At 32.5% G+C, this 24,870-nt stretch carries 21 protein-coding genes and 3 tRNA genes; 18 read left to right on the forward strand and 6 right to left on the reverse strand.

Annotation, left to right across the window (positions count from 1 at the left end; genetic code table 11):
• Positions 1 to 118 precede the first annotated feature (118 nt).
• Positions 119 to 189 (forward strand) — tRNA-Gln (locus tag H0Z29_09915).
• An 86-nt stretch (positions 190 to 275) separates the two neighbouring features.
• Positions 276 to 348 (forward strand) — tRNA-Glu (locus H0Z29_09920).
• Between the two features lie 343 nt (positions 349 to 691).
• On the opposite strand, the gene H0Z29_09925 is transcribed toward H0Z29_09920, so the two are convergent.
• Entirely contained in the window at positions 692 to 2,017 is a 1,326-nt protein-coding gene (locus H0Z29_09925) for an ATP-binding protein (protein MBO8131812.1), read from the reverse strand.
• Positions 2,018 to 2,192: 175 nt separating this feature from the next.
• Here H0Z29_09925 and H0Z29_09930 point away from each other — a divergent pair, with 175 nt between their 5' ends.
• The 14 genes from H0Z29_09930 (at position 2,193) to H0Z29_09995 (ending at position 16,494) form a co-directional block, all read left to right on the forward strand.
• Positions 2,193 to 2,366 (forward strand): T9SS type A sorting domain-containing protein, encoded by a 174-nt coding sequence (locus H0Z29_09930; GenBank protein ID MBO8131813.1) that lies wholly within the window; start codon positions 2,193 to 2,195, stop codon positions 2,364 to 2,366.
• Between the two features lie 95 nt (positions 2,367 to 2,461).
• Positions 2,462 to 3,529: a cellulase family glycosylhydrolase gene (locus H0Z29_09935; GenBank protein MBO8131814.1), complete on the forward strand. Its 1,068-nt coding sequence runs from the start codon at positions 2,462 to 2,464 to the stop codon at positions 3,527 to 3,529.
• Between the two features lie 53 nt (positions 3,530 to 3,582).
• Complete coding sequence (locus H0Z29_09940; GenBank protein MBO8131815.1) at positions 3,583 to 3,711, forward strand: 30S ribosomal protein THX; 129 nt, start codon at positions 3,583 to 3,585, stop codon at positions 3,709 to 3,711.
• On the forward strand, positions 3,708 to 4,034 hold the full coding sequence (locus tag H0Z29_09945) for a divalent-cation tolerance protein CutA (GenBank protein ID MBO8131816.1): 327 nt from the start codon (positions 3,708 to 3,710) through the stop codon (positions 4,032 to 4,034). The genes H0Z29_09940 and H0Z29_09945 overlap by 4 nt, the downstream gene beginning before the upstream one ends.
• A gap of 41 nt (positions 4,035 to 4,075) precedes the next feature.
• Positions 4,076 to 5,878 (forward strand): glutamine--fructose-6-phosphate transaminase (isomerizing), encoded by a 1,803-nt coding sequence (gene glmS, locus H0Z29_09950; GenBank protein MBO8131817.1) that lies wholly within the window; start codon positions 4,076 to 4,078, stop codon positions 5,876 to 5,878.
• Positions 5,879 to 5,964: 86 nt separating this feature from the next.
• The gene (gene glnA, locus H0Z29_09955) at positions 5,965 to 7,284 is read left to right on the forward strand and encodes a type I glutamate--ammonia ligase (protein ID MBO8131818.1); all 1,320 of its coding nucleotides are present in this window, start codon (positions 5,965 to 5,967) and stop codon (positions 7,282 to 7,284) included.
• Positions 7,285 to 7,289: 5 nt separating this feature from the next.
• A complete protein-coding gene (locus tag H0Z29_09960; GenBank protein MBO8131819.1) occupies positions 7,290 to 7,994 on the forward strand; it encodes a DUF429 domain-containing protein in 705 nt (234 codons plus the stop codon).
• A 7-nt stretch (positions 7,995 to 8,001) separates the two neighbouring features.
• Positions 8,002 to 8,559 carry a manganese efflux pump gene (locus tag H0Z29_09965; protein MBO8131820.1) on the forward strand — a complete coding sequence of 186 codons (558 nt, stop codon included), beginning with the start codon at positions 8,002 to 8,004 and terminating at the stop codon, positions 8,557 to 8,559.
• On the forward strand, positions 8,537 to 9,046 hold the full coding sequence (locus H0Z29_09970) for a DUF402 domain-containing protein (GenBank protein MBO8131821.1): 510 nt from the start codon (positions 8,537 to 8,539) through the stop codon (positions 9,044 to 9,046). Before H0Z29_09965 ends, H0Z29_09970 begins: the two co-directional genes overlap by 23 nt.
• A 1-nt stretch (position 9,047) precedes the next feature.
• Complete coding sequence (locus H0Z29_09975) at positions 9,048 to 9,905, forward strand: cation transporter (GenBank protein ID MBO8131822.1); 858 nt, start codon at positions 9,048 to 9,050, stop codon at positions 9,903 to 9,905.
• Between the two features lie 80 nt (positions 9,906 to 9,985).
• A complete protein-coding gene (gene serA, locus H0Z29_09980; protein ID MBO8131823.1) occupies positions 9,986 to 11,881 on the forward strand; it encodes a phosphoglycerate dehydrogenase in 1,896 nt (631 codons plus the stop codon).
• Positions 11,882 to 11,900: 19 nt separating this feature from the next.
• Positions 11,901 to 12,992 (forward strand): alanine--glyoxylate aminotransferase family protein, encoded by a 1,092-nt coding sequence (locus H0Z29_09985; protein ID MBO8131824.1) that lies wholly within the window; start codon positions 11,901 to 11,903, stop codon positions 12,990 to 12,992.
• A 61-nt stretch (positions 12,993 to 13,053) separates the two neighbouring features.
• A complete protein-coding gene (locus H0Z29_09990; GenBank protein ID MBO8131825.1) occupies positions 13,054 to 15,474 on the forward strand; it encodes a leucine--tRNA ligase in 2,421 nt (806 codons plus the stop codon).
• Between the two features lie 24 nt (positions 15,475 to 15,498).
• Complete coding sequence (locus tag H0Z29_09995) at positions 15,499 to 16,494, forward strand: hypothetical protein (protein ID MBO8131826.1); 996 nt, start codon at positions 15,499 to 15,501, stop codon at positions 16,492 to 16,494.
• A gap of 129 nt (positions 16,495 to 16,623) precedes the next feature.
• Here the strand turns inward: H0Z29_09995 and H0Z29_10000 are convergent, their stop codons facing one another.
• The 3 genes from H0Z29_10000 to H0Z29_10010 all read right to left on the reverse strand — a co-directional run bounded on the left by H0Z29_10000 (position 16,624) and on the right by H0Z29_10010 (position 18,005).
• Complete coding sequence (locus H0Z29_10000) at positions 16,624 to 17,400, reverse strand: MBL fold metallo-hydrolase (protein MBO8131827.1); 777 nt, start codon at positions 17,398 to 17,400, stop codon at positions 16,624 to 16,626.
• 21 nt (positions 17,401 to 17,421) lie between these two features.
• Positions 17,422 to 17,510 (reverse strand) — tRNA-Ser (locus tag H0Z29_10005).
• Between the two features lie 36 nt (positions 17,511 to 17,546).
• Positions 17,547 to 18,005 carry a nucleoside deaminase gene (locus tag H0Z29_10010; protein ID MBO8131828.1) on the reverse strand — a complete coding sequence of 153 codons (459 nt, stop codon included), beginning with the start codon at positions 18,003 to 18,005 and terminating at the stop codon, positions 17,547 to 17,549.
• A gap of 212 nt (positions 18,006 to 18,217) precedes the next feature.
• Here H0Z29_10010 and H0Z29_10015 point away from each other — a divergent pair, with 212 nt between their 5' ends.
• Together H0Z29_10015 and H0Z29_10020 are read left to right on the forward strand one after the other, a co-directional pair.
• Positions 18,218 to 19,846: a sodium:alanine symporter family protein gene (locus H0Z29_10015; protein ID MBO8131829.1), complete on the forward strand. Its 1,629-nt coding sequence runs from the start codon at positions 18,218 to 18,220 to the stop codon at positions 19,844 to 19,846.
• Positions 19,847 to 19,869: 23 nt separating this feature from the next.
• Positions 19,870 to 20,658, forward strand: a complete 789-nt coding sequence (locus H0Z29_10020) for an inositol monophosphatase (GenBank protein MBO8131830.1) — start codon at positions 19,870 to 19,872, stop codon at positions 20,656 to 20,658.
• Here H0Z29_10020 and H0Z29_10025 read toward each other — a convergent pair.
• Complete coding sequence (locus H0Z29_10025; GenBank protein MBO8131831.1) at positions 20,655 to 23,714, reverse strand: N-acetylmuramoyl-L-alanine amidase; 3,060 nt, start codon at positions 23,712 to 23,714, stop codon at positions 20,655 to 20,657. The genes H0Z29_10020 and H0Z29_10025 overlap by 4 nt on opposite strands.
• A gap of 20 nt (positions 23,715 to 23,734) precedes the next feature.
• Positions 23,735 to 24,868, reverse strand: a complete 1,134-nt coding sequence (locus H0Z29_10030) for an amidohydrolase (GenBank protein ID MBO8131832.1) — start codon at positions 24,866 to 24,868, stop codon at positions 23,735 to 23,737.
• Positions 24,869 to 24,870 lie beyond the last annotated feature (2 nt).

A 24,870-nucleotide genomic window follows, 5' to 3' on the forward strand; every position in this document is an offset into this window, starting at 1 on the left:
ACAGGGGTACCTTTATCTATGTTTGCTAATTTCAACAGAATTCTATTGCATTGCCCCCATCTTATGCTATTCTTGTAATTAAATATTAATTATTTTAAATTTCCCTGCTTTTTAAAGATGGGGAGTCGTCCAACGGCAGGACACGTGACTCTGGATCACGGTATCGGGGTTCGAATCCCTGCTCCCCAGCTATCGATCTCTGATTTAAATTTTTTATAACGAAAATTACTCGGTTCTTTGACTTTAGCACTTTAAAAAATTTTTTTACCGGTAATGGCGCATTCGTCCAGCGGCCCAGGACGCCGGCCTCTCACGCCGGAAACAGGGGTTCGAGTCCCCTATGCGCTACAAATTTTATATAGAAATAAAAAATAGTGTCCTAAAGTATAAATTTCCTTCGGAAAGTTTTAATAACTTTTTTTGTCACTTTATTATCAAATTGGCCTATACCTGTGAGAGTATATTTCTGTAAGCTTGGGATTTATTTAATTACTTTCTAAAAATTCTTATAATAGCATAATCCATTTAAATGAACTTTCCAGCGCAAAGGATAAAAAATTATTGACATAATATCATCCTGCATTTATTTTTCAAAAAATGGCCGGGAATTGATTGAAAAAATTTTTAAGAAACCTATTTCCACTGGCGTAAGCGAGCTAAATGGGTTTCTTTCCAGACAACTTCTTCTCTTCTATCCCGTCGTGCACGATATCGCTAGCTCAGGAAAGAGGTTGATGGCATAAAGAGGATAATTACAAACTATTCCATCCTTTCTCAGATTGAGCAATGTTGTTCTGGAGAGGAAATTTGGCTTATATCTCTCATAGTAGGATCTCAAGCTTTTGCCTTTTGGGTTAATACCTGCTTTTACTTCTAATGGAAAAATCTGACTTTTATATTCGATTACAAAGTCTACCTCCGCCTTACCGGTTGGACTCTTCCAGTAAAACAAATCAACCTCTTTTAATGCTTTTAACTGCTGGGCAACATAGTTTTCGATGAAAGCTCCTTTAAACTCAGTGAAAAGTTTATCCCCTCTCAGGAAAAGCTCAGGTGAGAGGCGGGACATGGTGCCAAGCAATCCCACATCCAGTGTAAAAACCTTAAAGGAATTGTGCTCTTTATAACCATGAAGCGGCAACCTCGGCGCAGTTATGTTATAGGCTCTGAGAATCAATCCTGCATTCTCCAGCCACTGAAGGGCTGATTCATATTCTCTGGCTCTGGCGCTTTTTCGAATTGCTGTAAATATGAACTTTTTATTTTCTCTGGCAAGTTGTCCGGGAATTGAATTCCAGATAAGATTTAGTTTCTGTACCTCTGCGGGAGAGGCGTGTTTTGCAAAATCAAGTATATAGGAATCTATTATGTCCCTGTGAACTTTTCTTGCTTCCTGAAAGTCTCCGGTATATATGTATCGCTGGACTGCTTCCGGCATTCCCCCTATGAAAAGATAAGTTTTGAGAGTCTCTATAAGTTCGTTGTGGAATGGAAGAGGAAGAGGTGAAAAATCGACAATATTCTCAAGATAATCCCGTAATTCATGCTTCCCTACAGCGTCCAGAAACTCAAGAAATGTCATGGGGTATAGATTAAGGAAATTTACTTTACCAACGGGGAATGATTGAGGCGTTGACAGCATGATGCCTATCAGAGAGCCTGCCGCCGCGATATGGTATTCCTTTGATTCCTCGGAAAAATACTTCAATGAATTCAATGCACGATTGGATTCCTGAATCTCATCAAAAATAATCAAAGTGGTATCGGGTTTTATTTCCTTTTTGAAATAAATTGAGAGATTGCGAATTATTCTCTCGGGCTCAATCTTTCCCTGGAAGAAATCCGCAAGGTCAGGATTTTCTTCAAAATTCAGATAAACAAAATCTTTATACTCCCTGCGCCCAAATTCCTTCAGGATGAACGTTTTTCCGACCTGCCTTGCCCCCTTTAGAATCAGAGACTTGCGGTATTTCGAGCTCTTCCATTCCAGCAATTTTGGATAGATATCTCTTTTCATGATGGCAATATAATAAAATAAAAACGGTTATGCAAGCTTTTCCTTTTGATATTGTGATATTATTCACATTATAGAACCGAATAATGTGATGTTAATTGCAATTTAGAATAACCTTATAAAAAACCGTTTCCGCGAACGCAAGCGAGCTAAACGTCCCTGAAAAGAGCATGTTTCGTTGCAGGTCTATGACCTTAAAGGAAAGCTCGTCGAAACTCTTGTTGAACAAGTTCAAAGACCAGGAACCTACAAAGTTGATTTTGATGCAAACAGCTATTCCTCTGGAATTTACATTTATACAATTCGCGTCGGAAACAAAATCCGAAGCAGAAAAATGGCAATTGTGAAGTAATTTGTCTATATTAAGTTTTATACTTGCATTATTTTATAAAATTAGTAAATTTTTCTAACATTTTGATAACCTTTAATCATAAAAATGGGGATTATATGAAAAGAATAGCTGTTATTATATCAATGTTTTTAGTTGTTTTTGCTTTTCCTAAGGACAAAAAGAATATAAAAGATTGGTGGAATTCAGGGATTCCGACAATTGAAGTTTATAAAGAAAGTACTGATAAACTTCCTATTATAAAGGTTAAAGGTGCAAGATTTGTTAATTGCGATGGAGATACTATTTTGTTTAGAGGTGTTAATATAGCTGATCCTGATAAACTTGATGATCTTGGTCTCTGGAATAAGGATTTCTTTTTATCTATAAAAAAATTAGGAGCAAATATAATCAGAATACCAGTTCATCCATATGCTTGGCGACAGAGAGGAAAAGATGAATATTTAAGGCTACTTGATAAAGCTGTAAAATATTGTTCAGAATATGATATATATATCATCATAGAGTGGCATTCGATTGGGAACCTTGTGCTTGAGATTTTTCAGGATTATTATCACAAAACGACAAAGGCTGAGACGTTTGATTTCTGGCGAACAATAGCAATTAGATATAATGGGCATAGTACTATTGCTTTTTATGAATTATTTAACGAGCCAGCAGTGAAAGGTGGTCAATTCGGTCCAATGTCCTGGCATGAATGGAAAGAACTTGTTGAAAAAATGATTATTTTGATACGTGCGTATGATCCTGAAACAGTAATCTTAGTGGGTGGTTTGGACTGGGCTTATGATTTGACTCATGTAAAATATGATCCTGTAAATGCAGAAAATATTGGATATGTGACACACCCATATCCATTTAAAAGAAAAGAACCATGGGAACCAAAGTGGGAGGAAAATTTTGGTTTCCTTGCTAGAAAGTATCCCGTTCTTGCTACTGAAATTGGTTTCTGGTTAGGACCTAGTGAGGAAATCACAAAAAATCACTATGCTTATCGCATAATTAAATACTTAGAGAAAAGAGGTATCGGTTGGTTGGCTTGGATTTATGATGATAAATGGATGCCAGCATTATTGAAGTCATACGATGGATATAAATTGAATAAAGTAGGGGAGTTTTTTAAAAAAGCTTTAAAAGGAGAAATTCAAAAAGAATTTAGTGAATAAAATTTCTTGATTAATTATATTTTCATCAGTTAATTGATACTTCAGGAGGTGAAATGGGAAAAGGAGACAGGAGAACCCGTCGTGGTAAAATATTCAGGGGGACTTTTAATAAGAAAAAATTCAAAAAGAAAAAACTGAAAAAAAGACTGGCAAAGCAGAAAAACTCGGGTATGACCTCTTGATTAACAATAAAGTTATTATTATAATAACAACATCTGACAATAAAGATGAATTAATAAAGTTATCGGACTATGTGCTTGATAAAAAATTAGCAGGATGTACACAAATAGTTGGTCCTATAATAAGTAAATACTGGTGGGAAGGTAAAATAGAAAAGTCTGATGAGTATTTACTTTTAATAAAAACACTAACAGAGAGGTTTGAAGATATCAGAAAAATTATAACTGATATGCATTCCTATTCGACTCCTGAAATAATTGGAATAGAAATAGATAATATAAGCGAACAATATTATAAATGGTTAATTTCAATAGTAAAAGGATAATTGCCAAATAAAATTAATTAGTTAATAGGGGAGAAAAAATCTTGTGTGGAATTTTCGGTTTTATAGGGAGTGATAATGTAGCGGGTATTTTAATAGATGGATTGAGGAAACTGGAATATAGAGGATATGACAGTGCAGGTATTTGTGTAAAAGAAGAAAATCAACTGAAAATAGTAAAGAAAAAAGGTAAAGTTGATGATTTAGCACGTGAAGTAAAAAAAACTGATATAAACGGAGTTGTTGGAATTGCTCATACCAGATGGGCGACTCATGGAGAACCTAATTCATTAAATGCTCATCCACATTTTGACTGCAAAGGCGAAATTGCGATTGTACATAATGGTATAATAGAAAATTATGAGGCGTTAAAAGAGGTATTGATAGATGAGGGGCACATATTTCGATCAGATACAGATACAGAGATTTTAGTACACCTTATTGAAAAATTTTATAGTGGTAATCTTGAACAAGCAGTGATTGAAGCTTTAAAACTAATCGATGGTACATATGGTATTGCAGCAATATCAAAAAATGAAGATAAAATTGTCGTAGCAAGAAAAAGCTCACCTATAATACTTGGTATTTCCAGTGAGTGCAAAATTGTATCTTCAGACGCAGTGGCAATTTTAGAGCACACTAAAAACGTTATTTTTCTCCACGATAAGGAAATAGCCGTTTTAACAAAGGATAATATCAAGACTTACGATTTAAACGGACAGGCAATTGACAAAAAGGTCGAGGAAATAAAATGGAGTATAGAACAGATCGAAAAAAAGGGTTATAAGCACTTCATGCTCAAAGAAATTTTTGAGCAACCCGAATCAATTCAAAATGTAACAAGGGGAAGATTTAAAGAAGGTAAAATAAAATTTAGTTTTGAATTAGAACCCAATGATATATCCAGAATAATTATTATAGGCTGTGGCACCAGCTGGCATGCTGCTTTGATAGGAAAATATATTTTAGAAAAATATGTATCAATTCCCGTTGAAGTTGATTATGCCTCAGAGTTTAGATACAGAGATATAGTGTTAAATGGAAAGGAACTTGTAATTTTTATTTCACAATCAGGAGAAACGGCGGATACATTGGCAGCTCTTCGAGAGGTAAGAAAATATAAATCAATTACGACTTTTGGAATCGTCAATGTAGTAGGTTCATCGATTGCCCGTGAAGTGGATATGGGTATTTATCTGCATGCTGGACCTGAAATTGGTGTTGCAAGTACAAAAGCGTTTACCTCACAGATAATGGCGCTCTTTCTGCTTGGCTTATACTTAAAATCAAAAAAGGGAAATGAAATTGAAAAATTTATCATTGAAGAAATAAATAATATTCATAAAAAGATAGAACAGGCTTTAAATAACCATGAACTCGTACATTCAATTGCGTTGAAGTATAAGAATGCAAGAAATTTTTTATACCTTGGCCGTGGTATCAATTTCCCAGTAGCCCTTGAGGGAGCATTAAAATTAAAAGAAATATCTTACATTCACGCGGAAGGATATCCAGCAGCAGAAATGAAGCACGGACCTATCGCATTAATAGACAGAAACATGCCTGTTGTATTTATTGCAACACAGGGAAGACTCTTTGAAAAAGTCCTAAGCAATATGGAAGAAGTAAAAGCCAGACAGGGCAAAATAATAACAATAACAGATTATGAATGTAGACAGTTAAAAAATTTGAGTGATGAAATAATATTAATCCCAGATACAATCGAGGAGATATCACCCATTATAAATATTATACCATTACAACTTCTTGCATATCATATTGCCGATGAAAAAGGATTAAATGTTGATAAACCTCGCAATTTAGCTAAATCTGTGACTGTTGAATAAAATCCACTTTGATAAAATACCGATATATTTTACATTTCTGGCGTTTTTATAAATCATTAGCAACAATATCTGCTGGAGGGAATCAGATGGTAGAAAAAGCAAAAAAAGATGGTGTGCAATTCGTGAGTCTACAATTTTCGGACCTGCTTGGTATTCCGAAGGAAATAATAATACCAGTAGATGAGCTTGATAAAGCATTAAGCGAGGGTATATGGTTCGATGGCTCCTCAATAGAAGGATTTGCAAGAATTCAGGAAAGTGACCAGTTTTTAAGACCTGATGAATCTACTTACGCGATTATTCCATGGCTTGAAGAAGGTGGCAGGACTGCAAGATTTATTTGCGATATATTCAAACCTGACGGTACTCCTTCAAATCTCGATCCGAGAAGAATACTCAAAAGAGCTTTAAAGGAAGCAAAAGATATGGGTTTTGAATTTAATGTAGGACCTGAATTGGAATTTTATCTTGTGGTTCCCGATGAAAATGGTAATATCAAACCGTTGGATAGTTATGGATATTTTGACTTCTCACCACATCTTGGTTATAAAATTCTAAAGGAAATAAATCAGGCTCTGAAACAATTTGGAATAACAGTCGAAGCATCGCATCATGAAGTAGCCTCTGGTCAATATGAAATTGATTTTAGATATGGTGACGCATTAAGTATTGCTGATAAAGTCCTTACTCTAAAGTATACTGTTAAAAAAATTGCTCAGATGCATGGATTAAAAGCCACCTTTATGCCGAAACCCTTCTTTGGAATGAATGGCTCCGGTATGCATACCCATTTAAGCCTTTGGGACGAGAAAAATAAAAGAAACGCTTTCTATGATTATGATGAGAAAGATAAATATAAGCTATCGGATGTGGCATACCATTTCCTGAGTGGAGTGATAAAACATATAAAAGCAATGTCTGCTATACTTAGTCCAACGGTTAATTCTTATAAAAGACTTGTGGCTGGCTACGAGGCACCTGTTTACATCTCATGGGCATGTATGAATAGGTCAGCATTAATTAGGGTACCGCAGTGGTTCAAAACCAAGCCGTCTTCATCAAGGATTGAGTTAAGAAATCCTGATCCATCATGTAATCCTTATCTCGCATTTGCCACTGTATTAAAAGCCGGCCTTGATGGTATTAAAAACAAATTAACTCCACCTGAACCTGTTGAAGAAAACATCTACGAAATGGATGATATAGAAAGACATGAAAGAAAACTTGACTCATTACCATTTTCACTCTACGATGCCATATTAGAGATGAGTAAAGATGAATTAATCAGAGATACTCTTGGAGATGAAATGTTTGAAAGATATATACAGATAAAAAATAAGGAATATGACGATTTTAGAATACGAGTTACAAACTGGGAAGTTGAGAAATATGTAGACCTTTATTAATTAAATTGAAGCACACAATCGGCATAGACTCATGTAAATATGGTTGGATTGTCACTGCTTTTCCAATTAAAGGTAATGAATTACTCTGGCTGAGAATAGTAAAAAATTTATCTGAATTACACACTCTGATAAAGAATTCAGTTGCTACCTTTATAGATATACCAATAGCTTTATCTGACTCATCAGAAGATAGACAATGTGATGTAATAGCACGAAAGTTGTTAAAAAAGAGAGCTTCGTCTGTTTTTAAAGCTCCACATATAGGCAGTTTATCATGTAAAAATTATTTTGAAGCCAAAAAATGTAATCTATCAGCTACAGATAAATCAATGCCAATTCAGACGTGGAATATTATTCCTAAAATCATAGAAACCAGAAATCTAATTTTAAAGGATGCTACTTTAAAGGAAGTTATTAAAGAGTCTCATCCCGAATTGGCCTTTATGCATTTAAATAGTATGGTAAATCTAAGCTACAGTAAACATTCAAAGAAGGGAATAGCTGAAAGGATTAATATTTTGAATAAACATACAGAAAAAAGCAAATTATACAGTCTAATTGAAAATTTGAATTCGAAAAGACTTTTACCTGACTTACTGGATTCTTTATCACTTTCTATTGTAAGCTCTAAATTTTACAATAACTATATCACAATTCCTGAAGATTCGATATTTGATATAACAGGATTATTAATGCAGATTACTTTTTAGGAGAAGTATGTTATATATTGTTATAGTTATTGCTTTCGGTCTTGCGATGGATGCTGTCGCTGTAAGTATAGTCTATGGTTTTTATTCAAAAGGAAAAAATATCTTACTTGGTCTAAAAATATCAACAAGTTTTTCTATCTTTCAGATGGGAATGCCAGTAATCGGATATTTTTTAGGTTTGTCTTTTATAAATATTGTTAAAGAATATGACCACTGGATTGCATTTATTCTACTATCTATGATAGGTTTACATATGATATATGAGTCATTTAAAAAAGAAGAAGATAGAATTTTTAACATACATAGTAATAAAGCTCTATTTGTTTTAAGCATATCTACGAGTATTGATGCATTAATATTTGGTATTTCACTGATTTATCTGAAGCTCGAACCCATTAAAACTATATTAATTGTTGGAATAATTACCTTTGTTTTATCATTTATTTCCTATTTAATTGGGAAAATTTTATACAAAATTTTTGGAAGAAAGATAGAGATTCTAGGTGGTATAATTTTGATATCCATTGGAATTAAAACGCTCTTTGAGCATTTATTTTCAAAATGACATGATAATAGAAAGAAAGTATTTTTACACAGGCGAATTTAAAGAGTATCTATGTCAGAGTGTTCTATATGATTCAGAAGAAGGATTATTTATCATTAAGTATATTATGAAAAATGACTTATACTTCCATGGTATCGATTTAAAGAAAGGAGATATATCTTATGGTTTTTTCTGGATTGATAAGCCATATGTAATATACGAGTGGTTCGATAGCAATGGTAATTTGCTTTGTATCTATATCAACGTTGCAAATGATATAACTTTTCTTATAGATAAAATTTGCTGGAAAGACCTTATTATTGATATTTTATTGTATCCAGATGGAAAGTTTATAGTTCTGGATGAAGATGAATTATTAGCAACAAACAATCCGGAATTAATTGATAAAGTAATTGAAATTAAGGAAGATATATTATCAAATTTGAATGTTATTTTATCCAAAATTAAAGACTGGAATTACAAAATAAAGGAGTGGAATTATAAATAACTTGAAATCTGATAAAAAATTAATAATTGTTATTATAATTAACTTTGCAATTTCAGTTTTACAGGTAATCGGTGGTTTTATTTCTGGAAGCCTTGCTCTAATTTCAGATTCTGTACATAATTTTGGTGATACCTTAAGCTTAGCGATAAGTCTTGTTGCTGTAACCATCGGTAAAAAGAAAAGAGATCTAAGCTATACTTATGGTTATAAAAGGGCAGAGATATTGGGTGCTACAGTAAATTCTGCGATCATTATAATGGTGGCTTTTTATATAGGGAAAGAGGCAGTTATTAAACTTTTAAATCCAAAACCTGTTCAAGGTATTCTAATGCTATCCTTTGGTCTTATTGGAATCATCGCAAATGCATTTTCAGCTTTATTGCTATACCGTGATTCGAAAGATAAGCTCATTATTAAAAGTGCCTTTTTACATCTCTTAACTGATTCTCTTACATCAGTCTCAGTTGTAATAGGCTCAATCTTTATAATAGCATTTAAAATTTACATTTTTGATTCTATTATAACTTTATTTGTTTGTATATTTATTTTCAGAGAAAGCATAAAACTTTTGATTGAATCTGTTGAAATACTTATGCAAAAGGCACCGCCAATTATTAAAATCAATGATTTGAAAAATGCGCTGAATAAAGTAGAAGGAGTTGACGATATTCATCATATCCATATGTGGAAAATGAATGATAGTGATATATACTTTGAATGCCATGCAAAAATAAAGGATAATTTTGATCTAAAAAAAATAGATTTCATAAGGGAAAAAATGGAAGATATATTAATAAATAAATTCAGCATTAAACATACAACCATACAATTTGAAATATCATGCTGTAAAAGAAAATAAATTAAATTTCCCAAAACATTGTTTTATATTATATGATACATATATTAAATTCCTTTTGATTTATAAATTTTGAATTGTATATGAATTATTATATCTTTGATTTTGACAGTACATTCATAAAAGTCGAAGCTTTAGAAGAGCTATCAAAAATAGTTTTAAAAAATAATCCAAATAGAAGCAAACTAATACGAAAAGTTAAAAAGATAACCAGCGATTTGAATAATGGTGAGATCAATATTGAAACTGCCCTTATCGAGAGATTAAAAATAATTCATTCAATCTATAGAGAACATATCGAAGAGCTTATCAGCAGATTAAAATCCAAAATATCCTCTTCATTTTTGAGAAATAAACAATTTTTTAAAAGATATTCAGAATCTGTATATATAATAAGTACTGGTTTTAAGGATTATATAATACCTGTCCTAGAAGATTTTGGAATACCTGAAAATAATATTTATGCGAATGAATTTATTTATGATGAAAAGGGCATGGTTATAGGTGTAGATAAATCTAACGCATTATGCTATTCCGATGGGAAAATAAAAATATTACAAAAATTGAACTTAAAAAATAAAGGTAAGGTATATGTAATCGGAGATGGTTATTCTGATTATTTGATCAAAGAAAAAGGACTTGCAGATAGGTTTTACGTATTTACCGAAAATGTAAAGAATGAAAATGTAATTGAGAAAGCAGATCATATCATTCCTTCTCTCGATGAATTTTTATACATAAATAGGTTACCAATGAGTATTTCATATCCAAAAAATCGAATCAAAGTTCTTCTCCTGGAGAATATACATCCAAGTGCCTATGAATTATTTAGAAAAGAAGGTTATAGTGTGGAGGCTATTCCTGGAAGTCTTGATGAGGATGAATTAGGTAAAGTAATCAAAGATGTTTCCATCCTGGGTATAAGATCAAGAACGAATATAACTCCTAAAGTACTAAATTATGCCAATAAGTTAATTGCAATAGGTGCATTCTGCATTGGTACTAATCAGATAGACCTTTTAAGTTGTACAAATAAAGGTATTGTAGTTTTTAATGCTCCCTTTAGTAATACAAGAAGTGTAGTTGAGCTCGTTATTTGTGAGATTATAATGTTAATGAGGCAGCTATATAAAAAATGTAAACAAATGCATAATGGTATCTGGGAAAAGACGTCAAAGGGTTGTAAGGAAATTAGAGGTAAAAAGCTGGGTATTCTTGGTTATGGTAATATTGGATCACAGCTTTCTGTAATAGCTGAAGCTCTCGGAATGGATGTAATATTTTACGATATTGCTGACAAACTACCACTTGGAAACGCCGTCAAAGTAAAATCTATGGAAGAACTACTGAGAAAATCAGACATTTTATCAATACATGTTGATGGAAGACCAGAAAACCGTAATTTAATTTCATCAAGAGAAATAGATATGATGAAAAAAGGTGCAATATTAATCAATACTAGTAGAGGATTTGTAGTAGATTTAAACTCTCTAAAAGATGCTATAGTAAATGGTAAACTTGCAGGAGCAGCAATAGATGTATTCCCTGAGGAACCTAAAAACAATATAACTGAGGGCTTTATCAACGAATTGCAGGGTTTTGATAATGTAATCCTTACACCTCATATTGGTGGTAGCACTGAAGAAGCACAGAGAAGTATCGCAGAGTTTGTTCCAGAAAAGATAATAAGTTATGTCAACACAGGAAGCACCTACAGTAGCGTAAATTTTCCAAATATAGCTCTTCCAGAGCTCAAAGATGCTCATCGTTTTATACATATTCATAAAAATGTTCCAGGTGTTCTAGCTAAGATTAATTCAATTTTTAGTAAATACAATATAAATATCGTAGGGCAATATCTTAAAACAAACGAATATATAGGATATGTTATTACCGATGTTTCAACGAAATATGATAAAAATGCAATAAATGAGATTAAAAAAATACCAGAAACTATAAAATTTAGAGTATTATATTAACAACAATGTAAGAATACATATGAAATATTTTACAGTTGGACCGACAGAACTTTTTCCAGTAACAAAAAAATTCATTGCTGAAGCTATAGAATATGATGTCCTATCAATTTCACATAGAAGTAATATATTTAAGGATTTTTATAATACTGCAGAAGATGGTTTAAGAAAACTATTAAATATTCCTGATAGTCATTTAATTTTTTTCTATAGTTCTGCAACAGAAATCATGGAGAGAATAATTGAAAATTGTGTATTGAAAACAAGTTACCATATTATTAATGGTGCGTTTTCCGAAAGATTTTATGAAATCGCAAATGAACTGAATAAAGAAACATACTTGATCAAAATCGACTGGGGTAGAGGATTTTATGGTGAAGATATTAAAGGATTAGATAAAGCTGAGGTGATTTGCATTACACAAAACGAAACCAGCACTGGTGTTTTTATTCCGTTAGAAGAAATCTATAAGATAAAAGAAAAATACCCAGACAAAATTATAGCCATAGATATAGTTTCATCAGCTCCTTATATTGAAATTGATTTTAGTAAGATCGATATAGCATTTTTTTCGGTTCAGAAAGGATTTGGTCTACCTGCCGGGCTTGGAGTATGTATTTTGAGTAGAAATTGTATTGATAAGGCAGAATTAATTAAAAATCAAGGTGTTAGCATTGGTTCATATCATAATTTTTTAAATGTATATAATAAATCCTTAGACAAACAAACAGTAGAAACACCAAATGTCTTTTGTATATATTTACTCAGTAGGGTAGTAAATTACCTTATTCAAGAAAGGCTAGACAATATTACAAGAAGAGTAAAAAGTAATGCCAGAAAAATTTATGAATTCTTAGATCAATCAGAATATTTTAAACCCTTTGTTAAAGAGGACTACTTTAAATCATATACAACAATTGTAATTGAGTGCAAGATAAAGAGTAATGTAGTTCTTGATTATTTATACAAAAACGGTTTAGTTCTATCAAATGGATATGGAAAATTCGAAGGAAAACACATAAGAATAGGTAACTTTGGGATGCATGATAATAGCGATGTTAATAATTTATTAGACTTATTGAAGAATTTTGAGGAAAATAGCCTGAAATCTTAATAAATTTAGCAGTAAAAATTGCTATTATTGAATCCTAACCAAATTATAGTGGAAGGTGGAGATGGCGAAAAAATATCCTTTTAAAGAGATAGAGAAAAAATGGCAGAAATATTGGGAAGAAAATAAAACTTTTAAAGCTATCGATTTTTCACCAAAACCAAAATTTTATGTTTTAGATATGTTCCCATATCCATCAGGCGCCGGTTTACATGTTGGGCATTTAGAGGGATATACCGCAACTGATATTGTTGCGAGGTATAAGTGGAAAAAAGGATTTAATGTATTACACCCGATGGGTTGGGATGCATTTGGATTACCAGCGGAAAATTACGCATTACAAACAGGCATACACCCAAAAATAGTTACACAAAGAAATATTGAAAATTTCAAAAGGCAGATTAAAGCAATGGGATTTGCTTATGATTGGGATAGAGAAATAAATACAACAGATCCAAAATATTATAAGTGGACACAATGGATTTTTAAGCAGATTTATAAATCCGGGCTAGTATATCAAGCAGAAGTTCCAGTAAATTGGTGTCCAGCATTGAAGACAGTACTTGCTAATGAAGAAGTAGTAGATGGAAAATCAGTGCGAGGTGGATATCCTGTAATAAGAAAACCGATGAAGCAATGGATGATGAAAATCACTGCATATGCTAATAGATTACTTGAAGATTTGAATTTGGTAGATTTTCCAGAGCCCATAAAAGAAATGCAAAGAAATTGGATAGGGAAGTCTGAGGGAGCTTATATAATTTTTCCTTTATATGGATACGATGATGTACTGAAAGTTTTTACAACAAGACCTGATACGATTTTTGGAGCTACCTATATAGTAGTCGCTCCTGAGCATCCATTACTTGGTAAGATAGTGTCTCCAGATCATAAAAAAGAAGTAGAGGATTATAAACAACAGGCTTTAATGAAAAGTGAACTTGCCAGAGTTAATTTATCAAAAGAGAAAACAGGAGTTTTTACCGGAGCCTATGCAATTAATCCCGTTACAAAAGAAAAAATACCAATATGGGTTGCAGATTATGTATTGATGACCTATGGCACCGGTGCGATAATGGCTGTGCCTGCTCATGATCAAAGGGACTGGGAATTCGCAAAAAAGTATAATCTTGAAATAAGGGAAGTCATTTCTGGAGGTGACATATCAAAAGGCGCTCATGAGGGAGATGGCATTTTAGTTAATTCAGATTTCTTAAATGGACTAAGAGTTGATCAGGCAAAAGAAAAAATTACAGAGTGGCTTGAGAGAAATGGATTAGGGGAGAGGGCAGTGCAATATAAACTAAGAGACTGGGTCTTCTCACGACAGCGTTACTGGGGTGAACCTTTCCCGCTCATCTATATTGAAGATAAAACTATAAGACTCCTTGATGATGACGAATTGCCGCTTGAATTACCCGATATTGAAAGGTATGAACCAAGTGGAACTGGGGAATCACCACTTGCAAATGTAAAAGAATGGGTGGAATTTATTGATTCAAAGACAGGTAAAAGAGCTAAATATGAAACGCATACAATGCCTCAGTGGGCAGGGTCATGCTGGTATTATTTAAGATATATTGATCCTCACAACGATAAAGAACCATGGGATAGAGAAAAGGAAGAATATTGGATGCCGGTAGATTTATATGTTGGTGGAGCTGAACACGCTGTCCTTCACTTACTGTATGCTAGATTCTGGCACAAAGTTCTGTATGACTTAGGCTACGTAAGTACTCCAGAACCTTTCAAAAAGCTTGTAAATCAGGGTATAATTTTAGGAGAAGACGGCGAAAAAATGAGTAAATCGCGCGGAAATGTTATAAATCCGGATGAAATTGTAGATAAATATGGTGCAGATACTCTGAGGCTTTATGAAATGTTTATGGGTCCGCTGGAGAAATCAAAGCCATGGAGCACATCGGGTATTGAAGGGGTATTTAGATTTATAAATAGAGTATGGAATCTATATGTTGACAGTAATGGAAATATAAGAGCTGATATAAAAGAAATAGAACCAGATGAGGAAATTAAGAAACTTGCAAATAAAACTATTTATAAAGTAACAAACGATATAGAAAATATGAAATTTAACACAGCTATCGCACAAATGATGGTTTTTGTTAATAAAATGTACAAGAAAAAAATAAAACCCAAATGGGCATTAGAAATTTTTCTGCATCTATTAAATCCATTTGCTCCTCATATAACAGAAGAACTATGGAGCATGCTAGGGCATAATGAGATACTTGCTATGAGTGACTGGCCAGAGTATGATGAAAACTATTTGTCTGAGGATATTGTAACAATCGCAGTACAGGTAAATGGGAAGCTCAGAGACCAGTTTCAAATAGATATTGATTCAGATGAACAGGAATATATTGAAAAAGCATTATCACTTGAAAAGATCAAGAAATATATAAATGATAAACCGATTAAAAAGACAATAGTTGTAAAAGGGAAGATAGTTAATATCGTAGTATAAATAAGTTTATTTATTCTGTTGTATATGAGAGCATTAGCTTTATTTTCTGGAGGGTTAGATAGTCTTCTTGCGGTTAAAATTGTGCAGTCGACTGGCATAGAAGTTATACCCGTATTTTTCAATTCATTATTTTTTAATAAAGAAAAAGCAGAGAAAACAGCACGAGAAAACAATCTCAATTTGGTAATTGTTGAATTAGAAGATGATTATCTTGACATAATAAAAAATCCAAAATATGGATATGGTAAAAATATGAATCCATGTATCGATTGTCATGGATTTATGTTTAAAAAACTCGGAGAGTTACTAAAAGAATTTAATGCTGATTTCTTAATATCTGGTGAAGTTCTTGGTCAAAGACCCTTTTCACAAACTTTGCCGAATCTTAATGCAGTCAAAAAGTTAAGTGGATATGAAGATCTTATCGTTAGACCATTATCACAAAAATTATTGCCTGATACAAAGCCAATTAGAGAAGGGTGGATTAAAAAGCATAATCTATATGATATTCAGGGAAGAGGCAGGAAAAGGCAATTTGAATTAGCGAAAAAATTTGGTTTAAAATATCCACCTCCAGCTGGAGGTTGTTTGCTTACGGATCCATCTTTTAGCCAAAGACTCAATGATTTGATTAAATATAGTATGTACAATAAAATTAATATAGAGCTATTGAAATTGGGGAGACACTTAAGAATTGATAAAAATACTAAACTCATAATTGGGCGTAATAGAGAAGAGTGTGAAAAATTAAAATATTTTGTTTATAAATATAATTTTATTATTGTAGAACCTTCTTTATATAAAGGACCATCTGGGATGATTATATTTAATGATAGTAGCCTATCAAACAGAGTAGTAGAGGAATCAATTAATTTGTGTGGATCTATAATTTTAAGTTATACGAATAAAATAAAAACAGACAAAGGATCAGTTTACTTCTACAATGACAACTATTTTTCTACTCGTTACTTAAAAAAGTTTGAAAGAGAAAAAATAGAGAAGTTCTTAATTAATAGATAAAATAAATTATATTATATGAAAATTAGTAGATACAAAATAATAATCTCGAATTATTAGTATTTTATATGAATATTTGGCATGAACAGAAGGAAACATAATATTTCTTATGTCTAATTATTTCTATGCCTTTTATCTAAGTTCTAACGACATTAAATCACTGGATATTATTACGTTTATTCCGTACTTTTTTATTAATTCATCCTTTAATACAAATAATTCATCTGTCTTATCAATCTCAGGATAAAAATGTGTTAATATTATATTTTTTGGTTTTGATGCTTTTGCAAGTTCCCTTACTTTATAGGGAGTCATATGAGTTTCAAGTGATATACTATCTGGTAATGAACACTCTATTAGTAAGTAATCAACATTAAATGATATTTCACACAAATTTTCACATAGACCAGTATCTCCAGCATATACAAAACTCAAATTCTTACGATCCACAAACTTAAACATTAAACTGCCTTTACTATGTATAGTACTTAAGGTAAATAATTTAAATTGTTCATATTCAATTGAATCACCATTATTTAATTCTATAAATTCGTATTTATTATTATCATCATAGGTTAGATATCTATGGATTTTATCAATGTTTTTTAAAACATTGATATTTTCCTTCGAAGAATATACCATAAAAGAATTGCAAATAGAATTCTTCTGGACATAATATCTGTTTGCAAAAAATATTGTGAATAAATCAGATATATGATCAAGATGGGTATGACTTATAAAAATATTTGAAATATCTTTTGTAGTATATTGAGTATGAGCAAGTTGATGTAATGCTCCTGGACCACAATCAATAAGATTAACTACGCCGTCTATCTCAAGTAAATAAGACGAACTTTTCCTTTTTTTAGAAGGTACAGATGTCCCAGAGCCAAGTATTATTAGATTCATTTTAAATCAAATTAAATCATGCGGAGAGGGAGGGATTCGAACCCCCGGTCCCGAAAATGGGACACCTGATTTCGAGTCAGGCCCGTTAAGCCAGGCTCCGGCACCTCTCCATAAATCGTATAATCTATAATATTTAATTAAATCGTTCAATTTCTATCTCTCAAATTTTTAAAAAAAGTTCTAAGTAGTGCCTGGCATTGATTTTCTAATACACCACCTTTTACAAATGGCTTATGATTCAGATACCTTCCATCCAGTATATTGTCAGTAGAACCACATGCACCATAATTTTCATCATAAGCACCGAACACTACCCTATCGATTCTTGCATTAAGGATGGCTCCAGCGCACATTGGACAGGGTTCCAATGTTATATAAATTGATGTTCCCTCCAATTTCCAGCTTCCCAAAGTTTGAGATGCAGATGTTATAGCTATTATCTCCGCATGTGCGGTTGGATCTTTGAGGTTTTCTCTGGAGTTATAACCCCTTCCAATTATTGAATTATTTTTTACTATTACTGCTCCAATAGGTACCTCACCCCTATCCAGAGCTTTCTCTGCTTCCATTATCGCAAATCTCATCCAATATTCATCTTCAATCATATCTGAATAATAAATTATTATATTTTGAACATGAAATATACTTAAATAAATTCAATTTTGTAATATTAATTTCAAAAGTTACTTCTAAAAATTGTATATTTCCGCTGGTGCAGTTCGGTAACACCATTTCTGGAGGATAAATGGAGTTTGTTAAGGATTTTTTCAAATCTGCATCAAATTTTATCTGGGGGAAACCTGACTTTTTTCCTTTCATGGTAATGCTCTTATTAATAACTGGTTTCATAGTAACGATTAGAACACGACTAATCCAATTCTCACAATTCATTCATGCTTGGAAAGTTATGTTTGGTCTTTATGATAATCCTGAAGATCCTGGTGATATTTCACATTTTCAGGCTATTTCTGCTGCATTATCGGCTACAGTGGGAATAGGAAATATTGCTGGAGTTGCTACTGCGATACACTATGGTGGTCCTGGTGCACTATTCTGGATGTGGGTAACTGCCATTCTTGGCATGTCATTAAAATTTGCAGAAGCAACACTTTCAATGAAATTTCGAAAGATAAATCCTGACGGTTCAGCATCGGGTGGACCTATGTATTATATCGAAAAAGGCCTCGGCAGTAAATTCAGATGGATGGCTATGTTATTTGCTTTTATGTGTATAGCATCTTCTTTTGGAACTGGTAACACTATACAAGCATTCACTGTTGCTGATCAGTTTAGAGCCGATTTAAATATCCCTACTTGGGTAACAGGACTTATAACTGCTACAATTGTTGGGCTAGTTATAATTGGTGGGATAAAGAGAATTGGAAGAGTTGCAAGCTTCTTGATGCCAGGAATGTGTAGCATCTATATATTAACAGGGTTGATAATCTTAATTATTCATATTGATAAGTTACCACATGCCTTTTACGAGATATTTTCATCTGCCTTTACCTCTCGTGCAGAAGTAGGTGGATTTGTCGGAAGTACGTTTCTTTTTATGATGATGTGGGGTGTAAAAAGAGGATTGTTCTCAAATGAAGCAGGACAAGGTAGTGCTCCTATTGCCCATGCTGCGGCAAAAACTAAAGAACCTGTCAGAGAAGGCATAGTAGCTATGCTCGGTCCTTTTATAGATACGATTCTTGTATGTTCAATTACTGGCTTGGTAATTATCACAACGGGTCTGTGGCATGAGAAAAAATATGAAATAATAACTGCAAATGCACAGGCAGATATAATGATAGTATCCGGCAGTTCTGAAATTGTTAAAAATGGAAATATAAAAGGTATTATTTTAATAGACACAACATTTCACGTAGAGAATGGTTCTCCAATTGAAAATATAAAGTTTATACGAAACCACAGTTTCATAGATAGCGTCAAGATTATTGTTAATAAAGAAATATACTCTGGAAGAATATATATAGATAAGCTGGGTTTAATGAATCCTGTGGATAGCCATGGATCTGTAAGTATTGCAGGTTACATGATGCAAAACGGTTCTCCATTGACGAGCTGGTCATTTCAAAAAGGATTGGAAAAATTAGGTAACTGGGGAAACTATATCGTTACAATCGCAGTATTTCTTTTTGCAATATCTACAGCAATAAGCTGGTCATATTATGGTGATAGAGCTACTGAATATTTATTTGGAAATAGAGCAACAATATATTATAAATGGGTCTATGTAATATTGCATTTCGTTGGTGCTATTGTTTCTCTTGAAGTAGTATGGTATTTTGGTGATATTGCTATGGGGCTGATGGCTTTACCGAACTTGATTACTTTAATCTTGCTTTCAGGAACAGTAAGAAGATTAACTGTCGATTATAGAAGCAGAACACATTTGACTTATAAAGAAAAGATGGGAATAACCAGAGGTAAATAAAAATTAGGAGGGGGAGTGAAAATATGAAATACGATATTGATAAAATTAAAGATTTTGCTATTGGTGTAGCTCTCGAGGCTGGTAAGTTTATATTAAAAAATATGAAAAAAGCTCTAAAAATTGATTATAAAGGTAGAGTTAATATGGTAACAGAAGTAGATAAAGATTCTCAGGATATAATTATATCCAGAATTTCTAAGGAATTCCCCAACGCAGGTATTATTGCAGAAGAATCTGACACCAAAACTGTTAATAAAAATATTACATGGATTATTGACCCACTCGATGGCACAACCAATTTTGTGCATGGATTTCAATGTTTCGCAGTATCTATCGCTGCTGAAATTGATAGCAAAATTATCTTAGGAGTTGTCTATGATCCAGTAAGAAAAGAGATGTTTTATGCGACAAACGGTGCCGGTGCCTATTTAAATGGTAAAAAAATTCATGTATCTAGAATAAGCAGGTTAATTGATTCTCTGCTGGTTACTGGATTTCCTTATGAATTGAATCAGTATTTTTATAAAAATATGGAATTATTTAAAGCTTTGTATGAGAAGTGTCAGGGTGTTAGAAGAACTGGTGCTGCAACAATTGATTTATGTTATTTAGCCTGTGGAAGATTCGATGGATATTGGGAGTTTAATCTCAATCCATGGGATGTGGCTGCGGGTAGTATTATAGTAAAGGAAGCTGGCGGTAAAATATCAGATATGAAGGGAGGAGATTTTTCTATTTATGGTAAAGAATATCTGGCAACAAATGGGTTAATTCATGATGAAATGCTGGAGGTAATTAGAAAGTATATTTAAGAACCATTTTTGTTTGGGAGTAAAAGATACTTAAAAACCGCTTCCATTACCTTATCCCGATTCTCCTGTCCCAGTATTGTTTCAAAGGGAAATCCAAAAATAACTATGCTATAATTTCCATTATAGGCGATTCCACTGCTAAAATAATTTTCATCATATCTTAGTATTGTTCTTGCACCATTACCCACAGGTAAAATAGCATCGGGAGATTCAACTTTATATATCGAATCATTAAATGTATTGCAATATTCAAATTCAGGAATTATCGATGAAAATAAAGAATCATCTGAAAAAACCTTTCCACTCCTTGAACCATAGTTAGTTCCAAGATCCATTTTGAGTATTTCTTTTGAAAAATAAATATCAAAACTATCACTTAAGGGACCGTAAAAAAGGTCAGAGCATACATAAGCACCAGATATGAATATTTTTCCATTATTGTTACAGAATTCTATAACTTTATTTTTAATTTTTTTATTGAAGATTTGATATTTGACATTGCCTTTATCACCCGGCATAACAGTCTGTTTCTCTTCCCCATATATAAAATCAATAATATCATAATCCATTAAATTAACTTTTCCAGATGCGACAGCCTCATCACTTGTTGAAACAAAAGAGTAACCTAATTTTTTAATCGATTTTCCATGTAAATAAGGGTAGTCAAAGGAATTCCCAGATATTACTTTTGTTTCCAAGTCTGAAAAACTTGCGCCAAAGCCGGGTCTATCGTTGTTTATAAATTTTGAATATGGATTGAAATTGTACTGCTGACCAACATAGCTGACATCAAACTTATAGGGAACTCCTTCATCTATATTCAGGAAAAAACCTTTAAATTTAGGTAAATTCAGAAACTCAGGTGCTGATATTCTATCAAAACCATTTACTATCAATACATTTCCCTTTGCACTATCTAACCAGCACACAGATAGTATTTCCGATGGAAAACTCTCACCGCCATCATTTACAGCAGTTACTTTAAAGCTGTATATCCTTCCAGGAATAAGACTTACAAATGTAATAATGGTATCATTTATAAGTAAACCGCTATCAAAATCCTCGTTATCTCTCCTTATATATACAATGTATCGGTCAGGTTTAGCACTTTTTTCCAGCGTATCAATCGTCGGGCTCCAGGATAAAGTAACGCTTTTTTTACCTGAAAAATATGAAGTGAAATTATGCACAGGTAAGGGCTGTACAGTATAACCCCGTCGATATTGAAAGGAAAGGTATTTTAATATACCTTTATAAATTGCTCTTGACACATCAAACTTGAAATTTGGATCGTGCATGAATCTTACATCATAAGGATTCTGATGAGAGAGTAACTCAAGAATCATTGATGGTAAATCTGTCAAGTATGTTTCGGCATATTTAGCATTTAATAATTCTCTTCTATTCCATTTTTTGAAATATTTTTTTCTAATATCATAAACAATCTGGGTTTGTACTATATCGGCAAGATCACGGTTTGTAAATCTTGATATACTATCAGGGAATACTGTTAGTGAATCTCTGTCATATACACTATATATCGCTAATGTACCTATGGTTGTATCTATCGAATTATTTAATCCTGCATCAGTATGTATCGATAAAGATAAATCTATAGGAACTGATAAGCCTACAAATTTTTTTGCTGTATCTTGTACTCTTAAAACTCCTTTTAGATAATTCGGAAATTCTGATCTTGATATATAGTCATCTCTATAATCATTTGTGTCATCACTTATATTGTATACTAGACTATCTGGCAACCCCGCATATTGTAAGTAATACCTTGCTCCTTCTAAATACCTTGGCCTTCTGCTCAATTTTCCTCCTCTTTTAATATTACCTACTCCCCCACCAAATCTAACAGCATCTGCCGTTATAATTTTCCCTTTATATGAAGATTTATTAGTTAATACAACTTTACCAATTGTAGGATTTATTCCTTTTTTAAATTTGAATTTGCCAAGATATATCCATGTACTGCCACCAATTTTTTGATTTACAAAAAAATCTGCTTGTCCTCCATTGTAGTAAACTCTATACCTGACATCTACAGCGCTACTATCGTAAGAATGGTATGAAATATAAATAGAATAGTATCCATCCTCAGGTATATCAGGAACCAACTCAATATAAGCTGTTTCGATAGTATCTGAATAAATTTTTCTAAAAGTTCCGAGTTTAAAGGGGTTCACATTACTCTCATATGGCGTTTTAACCAAAGCGAATCCTTTTTCGTTTCCTTTAAGCCATGGATTTGTACTGTCTTTGAATACTTCATAATAATAGGATGTTTCATGACCACCATCATTATCAATTATAACTTCGTTAACTTGAATATCTCTTTCTCTTGGCATGAATACATATGCTCCTGCATTTTCCAGCATAGGGACAAGATACTGCACAGCAAGGGAAAATGTTAATTTATCCTCAACAGTTCCTAAAAGCCTTGGTCTTTGCCACTCCCATCGGTCCCTTCTGTATGAATAATACCAGCCATGACTGGGCATTATTACTATATGATTATTGTATAAACCTCTGGATGGAATATACGGACGCGAAATATTTCTAACAATTTTTGACTCTACATAATTTGGTTTTGCCATCCTCGAAATATCAATTTCGGATACATTTTGTCTATAAAAATTGGGAATAAGTTCCTCAATAGGTTTATTTAATGTATAAATAAAAACACTATAATTTTTATATCTAGGCCCGAGCTTTTTTTTAAAATAATTATATATTTCTTTTGTATTATCTTCTCTAAACGGAATATAAGAAAACTTATCATTGAAACAAATCTTAATTGTTTTATTCTTCCTATCTACTTCTATTTGTTTTACTTCACAACCAGGGAATAGTCTTACCGGTTTTTTATTTTTATAACAATCTTCCAAGAAATCGATTGCCTTTCTGTAGACAATTTTTTCGGTTTTGCTGAAACTTTTATACAAATCCCTCTGACTTCTTATATAATAGGTACTACATTTAGAAAGCACAATAAAAACAATAAAACCTATAATAGTTATAAAACATTTTACTTGATTTTTCAGCATGGTGTAAGAGCTATTTATTTTTATTTTTTTAATAAATATTCAACAAAACGAGTGAGTAATGGTAAGGAAATATCTATCACATCTTCATCAAATTCTAATATTGGTGAATGCAATTCACCTCTTTTCTTAGCTCCTATTAAAAAATACAATCCGGGGACTATCCTTGAGTAAAAACTAAAATCATCGGCCCCCATAAAGACTTTATTTTCAATCTTCCAGGTTTCTTTTAGTTCCTTATCTTGGCTTATAAATCTTACAAAATTATTATAAAGGTTATTGTTATTTATTACAGGCGGACAATAGGATGGTATTTTGAAGTCTATTTTTATTTTATATAACTTCTCATAACCTTTCACATAGTCCTTAATTAAGTCTTTTATTTTATTATAAACATTTTCATTTAGTACTCTTAGACTTCCACCGACAAAAACTTTTTCTGGAATAATATTGTGGGATTCACCTCCCTGTATTTTGCCAAAGGATAGAATGAATATCTCTTCCTGATCAATTTGCTTTCTTAAATAATCATTCAGGTGAGAAATAAATTCTGATACAATATAAACAAGGTCATTACTTTTATCAGGAGCTGATGTATGACCACCTTTTCCTTTAAATTCGAAAGCAATAAGGCTTGAAGAAGCACACATCGGACCCGATTTCACTTGAATAACCCCTTTTTCATAATATGGACTCATATGCACACCTAATACACAACATACTTTTGAAAAATCTATTTCCTTAACAGTATACATGCCACCACTGTCAGCACTTTCTTCTGCTGGCTGAAATATAACATTTAGCCCACGTTTTAGATTCTTATCCTTAAAGTATCTTAGTAATGCAAGTCCAAAGGCTGTATGATAATCATGTCCACAGGCGTGCATATAACCATGATGTGTTGATTTTAGTTTATTAGAACGGCTTTCTTGAATTGGTAAGCCATCTATATCTGTGCGATATAATACTACATTATCCTGATTGCCAATCTTGCAATATCCCCCAGTTAGCAAATTCTCAAACTTCTCAAACTGAAGCCCCATATTCCTGATCGTTATTTCTATAAACTTAGTTGTTTTGAACTCTTTAAATGCTGGCTCAGGAATCTTATGCAGCTTTCTCCTAATTTCTTTTGTGAATTCAATAAGTTCATACATTG

The sequence above is a fragment of the Candidatus Neomarinimicrobiota bacterium genome (assembly GCA_017656425.1).
Taxonomy (GTDB): Bacteria; Fidelibacterota; UBA2242; order UBA2242; family B5-G15; genus JACDNV01.